1 protein-coding gene is annotated in these 816 nt (G+C 43.3%); it reads right to left on the bottom strand.

The genetic code is table 11. From position 1 onward, the window contains the following. Positions 1–816: methyl-accepting chemotaxis protein (locus A3763_RS24685; protein WP_231872317.1), on the bottom strand; the 816-nt coding region annotated here is incomplete at both ends.

The following is an 816-nucleotide window of genomic DNA, read 5'->3' as shown; positions in this document are numbered from 1 at the left end:
CACGCCCCCTGTCACCAGCACGTGCAGCTTCGATTGTTGCGTTTAATGCAAGTAAGTTCGTTTGGCTAACGATACCGGAAATGACCTGAATAACATCTTCAATTTTTGAGAAGCTTTGTTTGATCTTATCCATGCTTTCTGTTGTTTTCTTCATGGAGTCTGCGGTAGATGTGACATTTGCTTGTGTAGTTCTTGTCACAGTTTCAATTTCTCTCACAAGAGAAGATGTCTCGCTAAGCGTTGTTTGCGTTTCGCTAACTGTTGCATCAATCTGCTCAGAAGCCTCGAGTTGAGAATGTGCGCCGTTTTCAATTGACTGGCTATCACTGTTCATTTTTTTGATGTTTTCTAGCAAGGATCTTGATGAGGTGGATAGGGTATGGCATGTCGACTTGGCTTCATTCAGAATCTCTCCTAAGCGCTGTGAGTTCTTTTCGGCCGAAATTACCAGACTACTTGTCTCTTCATTTGCTTGGATTGCTTCAGCTAGTGATTCTTGCCTTATGCGAAAAGCATAGCTCTGGCCAAGCCATATAATGATCATTGGCAATAAGTAGCCGGAATAGGTGTCTATAAGCTTCTGGCTTTCACTGAAAGGATAGTTGTCCCATACCACACCGCTGCGATCGAAGTACACCAATAAGCCAATGCTAGTGAATGAGGTGCAAAACCAAAATAGTCCAGACTTTCTGTTGGCTAATAGATAGGCAATACAAACCAGGGTCGGAATCCAAAATATATGTGAAGAATGTAAGCCGCCAAGGCTGTAGATCATATTGAAGCCATGAGGGAAGGCCCCAACCATTAGCATGTTAG

This window comes from Oleiphilus sp. HI0128 (genome assembly GCF_001635365.1).
Note: the sequence above shows the minus strand (reverse complement) of the source record. Positions and strands in the feature narration are given on the sequence as shown.